Source organism: Saliphagus infecundisoli, from assembly GCF_020177375.1.
Taxonomy (GTDB): domain Archaea; phylum Halobacteriota; class Halobacteria; order Halobacteriales; family Natrialbaceae; genus Saliphagus; species Saliphagus infecundisoli.
This window is the reverse complement of sequence record NZ_JAIWHV010000056.1, coordinates 1-8,242: the sequence shown is the minus strand read 5'-3', so window position 1 is coordinate 8,242 and position 8,242 is coordinate 1. Positions and strand designations below refer to the sequence as shown.

General features: G+C 56.8%; 5 protein-coding genes and 1 pseudogene. 4 read left to right on the top strand and 2 right to left on the bottom strand.

Translation table 11 applies throughout. The features are described 5' to 3' along the window. Window positions 1-113 precede the first annotated feature (113 nt). Window positions 114-662, bottom strand: coding sequence for a DUF8170 family protein (locus LCF40_RS22525; protein ID WP_224830373.1), 549 nt, complete (start codon window positions 660-662; stop codon window positions 114-116). A gap of 129 nt (window positions 663-791) precedes the next feature. Here LCF40_RS22525 and LCF40_RS22520 point away from each other — a divergent pair, with 129 nt between their 5' ends. Then, window positions 792-1,205 (top strand): MarR family transcriptional regulator, encoded by a 414-nt coding sequence (locus LCF40_RS22520; protein WP_224830372.1) that lies wholly within the window; start codon window positions 792-794, stop codon window positions 1,203-1,205. Between the two features lie 475 nt (window positions 1,206-1,680). On the opposite strand, the gene LCF40_RS22515 is transcribed toward LCF40_RS22520, so the two are convergent. Further along, the gene (locus LCF40_RS22515) at window positions 1,681-3,027 is read right to left on the bottom strand and encodes an orc1/cdc6 family replication initiation protein (protein ID WP_224830371.1); all 1,347 of its coding nucleotides are present in this window, start codon (window positions 3,025-3,027) and stop codon (window positions 1,681-1,683) included. Between the two features lie 897 nt (window positions 3,028-3,924). Between LCF40_RS22515 and LCF40_RS22510 the strand changes: the two are divergent. The 3 genes and pseudogenes from LCF40_RS22510 (at window position 3,925) to LCF40_RS22500 (ending at window position 7,671) form a co-directional block, all read left to right on the top strand. Then, window positions 3,925-4,802: pseudogene (locus LCF40_RS22510) on the top strand (IS1595 family transposase). Window positions 4,803-5,114: 312 nt separating this feature from the next. Next, complete coding sequence (locus tag LCF40_RS22505; protein WP_224830370.1) at window positions 5,115-5,738, top strand: halocyanin domain-containing protein; 624 nt, start codon at window positions 5,115-5,117, stop codon at window positions 5,736-5,738. Window positions 5,739-5,838: 100 nt separating this feature from the next. Beyond that, a complete protein-coding gene (locus tag LCF40_RS22500) occupies window positions 5,839-7,671 on the top strand; it encodes a multicopper oxidase domain-containing protein (protein ID WP_224830369.1) in 1,833 nt (610 codons plus the stop codon). The last annotated feature ends 571 nt before the right edge of the window (window positions 7,672-8,242 follow it).

The following is an 8,242-nucleotide window of genomic DNA, read 5'->3' as shown; positions in this document are numbered from 1 at the left end:
CCGCTGTACTGCTGCACCGTCATCGACCTCCGCCAAGATCTGGCGGAGGTCTTCGGTAGAGACGTTCTCCAGATTGGCCATACGGCCATTACTGACTCGAACTCTATGAACTTTTAGCCGTCAGTATCAATTACGTCAATGAGATCCGCCTCCGTCCGCCACCGGTACAGCCGCCCTTCTTGGTCGAACAGTTCAAAGACCCCATCCTGCATCCAGCCGAAGGGATGCTCCTGATCCTCGTACTCGCGCATGAGGACGTGACTCTTCGCGAAGTACTCGGTCGTGCCGACTAGGAGTCCCTGCTCAACGAGGAAGTCGCTGGGCTTCTTCTCGGCGACACCGACGAGGTAGGTCACGATATCGGCGATCAGGCAGAACTTCTGGATGCTGTTATCCCACTCACCACGGATGTCGACCATCCGGAAGGCATACGCGTCTTGCCGACGGTTCAGACGGTCGACCACTAGATTCAGTCGCCGAATCGGGTCCCGGTCGTAATTCCCGAGCACGAAATATGACCGGTCATTCTCGTAGATCGGCGTGAGCTCGCTCAGAGCGTGGAGGATCTCCTCGTTATCCGCCAGAGAGATCTCTTCCTCGTCAAGTTGCTCCTTCGCACTCATGAGGATATCCTCTGGGACCGGTGGCTCCTCGTTAGTCATATCTACGCCACTTCCCGCCGTAGAGATAGAGTTTATGGAGTAAACTACCTATTCAAGCGTATCACGGTTTACTTCAGAGTGGTTTACTTTAGGGTAAACTACTTGCCGGCGGACTGCATATGGTGACGTATGAGCACCGATCTGGGAACTGTTGAGAGGATGGAAACCCGGGAACTCGTCCACTTCGTCACTCAACGGACGCGGTTCACCCTTCTCAATAATATTCTCCAGCACCCTGATCAACTCCCCTCGATGTACGAACTCGAGGAGCTCAACCCCAGCGTGAGCGACGCCACCGTCTACAAGCACATCCAGAAGCTGATCGACGCCGGTATCGTCAAGGAGGTCGCCCTCGACGACGATCAGCGCCGGCAAGGCTACCCCTGGAAGTTCTACGGCCTCACGGAGGAGGGCCGCGAGTTCCTTGAGGAGCACAATCTACTCGCCGCAGAGGAGACGCTCCAACGGATATACGAGACCATCTCCGACAAGCCCGAAAAGATGGTCAAATACGAGAATACCCCCCGTCCAAACGACGCGTGATCGGTCAAGCTATCGCAGAATAGGAACGAGATCGACGAGCGATCTGACGATCTTCCGGATGACGTTCCGTCGAAGGCCACGATCACGATCAAGGAGATCAACGACAACCGCTACTACTACTACTACTGGCAGTAGAGAGAGGAGGAGAAAGTGGCGTCGAAGTATAAAGCGCCAGTCAACCCGACAAGTAGGGAGTTACTGACTTGATTTCGAGGGATCCACACCCCTTGTGCAAAGTGAATTCGCCGACAGTGTGGAGTCAGCACCCCCCGTGTGCGAGATGATTTCATTTTCTCTCAGAGGGGCCCCGTGTGAGAGATGAAGTGGTTGATGAATAGATTGGGGGGCACCCCGTGTGCAAAATGAAATCTTGTGGACTATTGTCAGACATATATTAATTTTCTTTCAATACTCTTTGCAGAACCACCCCCCGTGTGCGAAATGAATTTGACGCCAGCATCGACCTCTCTTCGAGTCAGTTCTCCTCAAAGAAATCGTCTATCTGCGCGTTGACAACAGATTTGATGAGATCCTCCTCGTGTCCCGCCTCCTCAAGACGAATGTCGGTCTGAAGCGTCTCGGCAACCACTTCTGGGTCGTCAATGAAGGTGTATTCCTTGTGAACACCACTCCCGTAACCACGTCCTCGCTTATCAGATGTGACAAAATTGTAGGTTTCAGCTTCATTCATATACCGTAAATAAGAGTCACGCGATTTTTCGTCAGCATCCAACAGGTCGGTGAGGTACTGATAAACTCGGTAAGCGACCGTACTGGGGACGGCATTCAAATTTCGCTGGGAGTAAACGGGGACGATCGCGGTGGCATAGAGTGAGATCTTCTTCTGTGTCGAGAGGCCCTGCATCTGAGTCAACGTACGGTCCCGTTCGGCCTCTTTCTGGGCGTCGCGAACGTGCTCTTCACAAATTGTGTCATCCCCACCGCGGTCCGCAATCTCGCCAGCTTTCCGGAACAGGTCGATTGCCTTTCGCGCGTCACCGTGGTCCTGCGCAGCGAACGCCGAACTAAGCGGGATAATGCCGTCCTCAAGGACACCGTCCTGATACGCATCGCGGCGTCTGTCGAGAATTGCCTGTAATTGGTTCGCGTCGTAATCAGGGAAGACGACGTCTTGCGGGTTGAACGAACTCTCCGCTCGGCCGTCGAGTTCCTCCATAAACCGTGGATCGTTCGTTAGAGCAGCGACGGAAACGTGACCCTCAATCCGACCAAGCTGTGACGCTCGAGACAGCTGATAGAGAAGTTTCGAGTACGCGGGTTCATCGTTTGGATCCCGCTGCCTACCTACCAAGAGATCGACCTCGTCAAGAATGATAATGACCGAGTCGAAGTTGTTGCTCAGAACCTCGTAGAATCGATCGAGTTTCTGATCCGTTGAAATCCCGCTTTCGGGAACACCGACATCAACGCCCGCTTCCTCAGCCGCATTCTTCACGAGGCGATAGACGGCCCGGTCATGTGATTTAATCGTCTGACAATTGATTTTGATAACACCAAATCGATCCCCCTGGGAGTTCGCGAGTTCGAAGACCTGCTGACAAACTGCGTTGATAATGAGTGACTTACCGGTTCCCGACGGACCATAAAGAAGCATATTGGGAGGTCGGTTCCCCTGTAATGCCGGTCGAAGGTAGGTGATAATATCGTCCAGCTGGTCATCACGACCGACGATCCGGTCCTCGTTGATGACAGCATCGGGATCAAGCAATCCCTTATCGCGAAAGACCGAATTCTGAACCCCCTCCTGAAGACGGCCTTTAATAGATTGGGAGAGGGATTGTTGATTGTCGCCGTCAGCCATGTTTGCGCACTAAGACCGAGACTATAAATAAATATGGATGCCGTGTGCGAGGTTAAATCCACCGAATATAGCCAACAGAGGATGTTTATCGAAGGGAAGACAGTATAAACCCGTAACCGCGGGCGAAATCAATTGGTCAAATAGACCCCCCGTGTGCGATATGACATTCCGGACAGTTCGGGAAATGACCGAGGATGTCGAATCAAGTCAAGTAAGGGCGATGCGGGCACCCACCGTGTGCAGGATGAAACGCAAAGTGAGATTTTGATCCGGTGGAAGCATAATATGTATAGACAGTCTCGGGTAGGATAGAATTTCGGTGATGAACTACCCCCACACCCCGTGTGCGATATGAATTTGACGGGAAGGTAAGTAGACATGAGGCGGGAGAGTAACTCGTGATTGGACGAAAGAAGCCATGAGAAGGCAAAGAAATGGTGAACCGGTCTAACTGGCGAGAGAAACGAGCCACAAGAGAAAGCAGTAATGTCACAAAACGATTTGTTTTGTTTCAACTGCTCTAATAGCAGTAAGGCTTTGGTTGACTGAGAGGATATATAAAGGTTTCCTAAAATATACGCTATTCCTATTCTCGTCTTATTGAGTTCTCTCTTCCGTGAAATCGTTAATACTGGTAGTTCACGATCTCTTCCCTCATTCACCCCTTTCCGTTGTCTCCCCAATTTCATATCGCACACGGGGTGTGGGGGGTATATCTTCACAGGGACTGCGATTATCCAACAACTCCCCTTCAAGTGCCCCTCATGTTGGTTAATCACACTTCATGTTCGTAGTCACCGTTGCGCTCTTGGGGAGAGGATTGTTGGTCACGATTCAGCGGTAGCTGAAAGTCGTAGCGGGCAAGGGTGGCGCGACCGCGTCACCCGACGAAGCACGATTCCACTCAAGACGTTCGTCTCAGCGCGTCGTGCCGCGAATCTGTTGACGCAGATTCGCTGGCGTGACGGCGTCTACTGCCCGCGCTGTCCTACCGAATCACGGATTCGGTACGGCAGCTATCGGATGTTTCAGCGGTATCTCTGTAAGAATTGTGACCGCACATTCAACGATCAGACCGGGACTATCTTCGAACACTCGGCGGTCGACCTCAGGAAATGGTTTCTCGCTCTCTATACGTATATCCGGTCAACACCAGTCTTCGGCAGTTAGACGTCGAAATCGATGTCTCCTACAAAACGGTGTACCGGCGCGTCCAGCGCTTTCGGCCAGCGCTGGCCGCGCCTCGGCCACAACTCGAAGGCCCAGTCGAGATCGACGAACTGAACGTGAAAGCCGGGCTCAAGGGCCACGAGCGCGACCGTACGTCGCGCTCGCGTGGCCTCTCCACGCGCGGACGTGGAACGTACGAACAGGACAAGCCACCCGTGTTTATTCTGGCTGATCGCGGCACCGGCAACCGCTATGTGCTGCCAGCGAAAGCCGCCGACGAATCGACGATTCGACTCCTACCTGCTGACCGCACAGAGGAGGCGCTGACCGTCTACACCGACGGCTTTCGGGCGTACGAACCGCTCGAAGATGACGACGCATTCGACCGCGAATACGTCGTTCACAGTGATGGTGAATACGCCGCTGAAGACGTTCACGTCAATACCTGCGAGAGCCATGGATCGCTGGCGCGATCCTGGCTCTCACCCCATCGAGGTATCTCCAAGGACAAGCTCACGCCATATCTCAGAGCCTTCCAACTACGCCGTCGCGTCTACCGAAACCGGGAAAAAGCGTTAAAAACGATCCTCGAAACCGCGCTCTAACTCACCAACAATCTACGTCACAAGAGCGTTCGGGAAATGAAACTGATTGCTCCGGAGACGTCAAGGGACACGTCACGATAACGTTTTGGGACTCGTTAGACGAGTACAAAGCCTGGCGCGACGGCACTGCATTCGAACGGGCCCACAATGGGCCATCGACCTAACGAGGTCTTGTCTATTTTATCAGTATAGATGGGCGACAGAGTCAGGGAATGCGTGGATCTATCGAAGATCGAATCCCGTACTGTAACTCATTCCCAGTCGGTGGGAATCATCGCCCAACGGAGGTGTATGCCCTGCGAAGGTCTAAGTATGAGTCCCGAAACGCAGTACGGCTCGATGGACCGACGAACGTTCCTCGGCGTCGCCGGAAGTGCGGCCCTGGCGGCGACCGCGACTGCCCCCGTCGGCGCCGTCGACGAGGGCGAGATCGACGACTGGCTCTCTGACACACCCAATTACGACGGGTCTGTAGCCGACATGACCGGATCTGAGGAGGTGACGATCACGGTTGGAGCCGGCGACGGCTTCGCCTACGATCCGCCCGCAGTGCGGGTCTCATCGGGGACGACCGTCGTCTGGGAGTGGTCGGGCAACGGAGGATCACACGACGTCTCGAGCGAGGACGGCGCGTTCGGGAGCGAGCGCCAGGACGCCGAAGGAGCCACGTTCAAACATCAGTTCGAAGAGAGCGGATTCTTCCCCTACAAGTGTACGCCACACGCTTCGATGGGGATGAAAGGAGCGGTGATCGTCGCCGAAGAGGGTGCCACGGTCGAGGAGTCCTCTGACGACACGGCGAGCGCTGACTCGAGCGCTTCAACGGCGGGCATCGCCGGAATGGCCACAATGGGACTCATGGTCCTGTTGTCACCGTTCGCACTCTGGCTCAGGCAGTCCCTTGCCGACGACGACTCCTCGGCCAACGGTCGGTGAACCAGATCCCCTGCCCCTATCTGACGGGACAGGAAAGCCGATTCCTACGGAATGGGAATCAGCTCGATTCGTTATGTACGGACGGTTCGTATCACTATCCATGAGAGATCGTACTCGAAGCTCTGGAACGAACGTCTCGCGGCGTGGATACCTCCTCGCGGCCGGTGCCGTCGGTGCCTCGGCGCTCGCGGGCTGTGCAGCCCCAATTGCGAACACGGCGGCGACGGCGGCCGACCACTCCTCTCCGGACCTCGAGAAGTGGGTTGACGAGGTTCCCCGGCCAGGCGTCGCCGAACCGACCGGGACGAAGGAGGGCCAGCCCCACTACGAGGTGGAACTGAACGAAGTTGAACAGCAGCTTCACTCCGATCTCCCGCCGACGACCGTCTGGGGGTACGGCGGCCAGTATCCCGGCCCGACGATCGAGGCCGAACAGGGTGAACCGATCTATGTCAGGTGGACGAACATGCTGCCCGACGAGCACCTCCTGCCCGAGGACACGACGATCCACCCCGAGATGATCCCCTACGACATGCCGGGGTCGCGGGTCGTGACCCACCTCCACGGGGGGAACGTCGAGGCCGAGAGCGACGGGAACCCGCTGGCGTGGTCCACCCGGGAGTTCGAGGAGACGGGCCCCGAGTTCGAGAAGAGAGACTACTACTACGAGAACGACCAGCCCCCGGCGACGCTGTGGTACCATGACCACTCGCTCGGCATCACGCGGCTGAACGTCTACGCCGGCCTCGCGGGCTTTTACATCCTCCGGAACGACCACGAACGGGACCTCGGCCTGCCAAGCGGCGAGTACGAGGTCCCGCTGGTCTTCCAGGACCGACGATTCAACGCGGACGGCTCGCTGTTCTACCCGACGGCCGTCCCCGATCAGGACGACGCCGCGCCCAATCTCAGCATCGTTCCGCAGTTCTACGGGGACACGTCGGTCGTCAACGGAAAGGTCTGGCCCCGCCTGCCCGTCGAACCCCGAAAGTACCGATTCCGGCTCCTCAACGGCGCCAACAGCCGATTCTATAACCTCCGGCTCCTCGAGTACGACGAGGACGCCGAGGAGGCGGGCAAGGCGGGCCCCTCGTTCGTCCAGATCGGCAACGACGGCGGCCTGTTCGCGGAGCCGGTCGGGATCGACGGCCGTCTCGAGATGGGGCCGAGCCAGCGCGCCGACGTCGTCGTCGACTTCGCCGACTATGCGGGCGAGACGCTGTTGGTCCACAACGACGCCCCCGCGATGTATACAGGCGAGTCCGGCACCAACGGGGACGCCGACGCGCTTCCCGAAGTCATGCTCGTCGAGGTCGGCGAGTCGGCCGTCGAGGACGACAGCCGGGTTCCGGGGACGCTGACCGAGGTTCCCGAGATCGGCCTCGACGCCGTTACCGAGGAGCGATACCTCACGCTCACCCAGGACGTCGACGACTACGGACGGGAGCTCTACCTGCTGGGAACCGAGGAGGAGCAGTCCGGTCTCGGGATGGACGACCCCGTGACCGAGGAACCCGCCCTCGGCGACACCGAGATCTGGAGCTTCGCCAACCTCACGGGGATGTCCCACCCGATGCACCTCCACCTCGTCCACTTCCAGGTGCTGGGACGCCAGCCGGTCGGCGACTACGATCCCGCCGCGGACGGGATCGACCCCGAGGCCATCGCGACCCCCGAGCCGTACGAGCGAGGGTGGAACGACGTAGTCTCGGTCCATGCAAGGGAGGTCGTCCACGTCGCCGTCCGGTTCGGGGCACACGACGGGCTGTTCACCGACCAGACGGGTGAGTACATGTGGCACTGTCATATGATCGAACACGAGGACCACGACATGATGCGCCCGTTCAGAGTGCTCTCCGAGTCCGAGAGCAGCCAGGGAGAAGGTGAAGACGACTCCAGTAAGGAAAATGAGAGTACCGACTCGGGATCGTAACGGCCACGTGATGCTTGCAAGCACCGTCCTGGTAGGTCTCCGACGGACACTCACAGCGAGAATACCGTTCTCTATGTTCACGCAGAACGAGGGGTCGTCGACATGCCTTGTTTGCTGCCGATTGACGGCAGCGTCAGACGCTCTCACAGGATAATTCTGCCAAGCTAACCAAGGGTTAGGTATCATCTATTGTTATAAAATCATTTACATGGTTAGCTTAATGTGTTGAGATTTTATCGAACGGTACATTGACGATCCGGACGTACCGCCGCGCTGTAGTACTCCGGAGAAATTTTGAGGAATCAAGAGAAAAAACGAAGAATCGCAGTACGTAATGGTGTACGAGATCAGTCGACAGAATCTCTCAATAGCTTTCCTGGTTCACTAAGGCGCGGACAGGTACGCCAAGTGGGTACAAATCGCGTTGATTCTATTCACGTGGAAGAGCCTGTCTAAGAATTCCGCCTCACCGGTTCTCCTGGCGCCAGCTGAAGATACCGCTGCACGCTGCGACAGATCGATTGACCCGTCGACAACAAAGAGAACCGAGCTCAGTTACCCGGCGATCGCG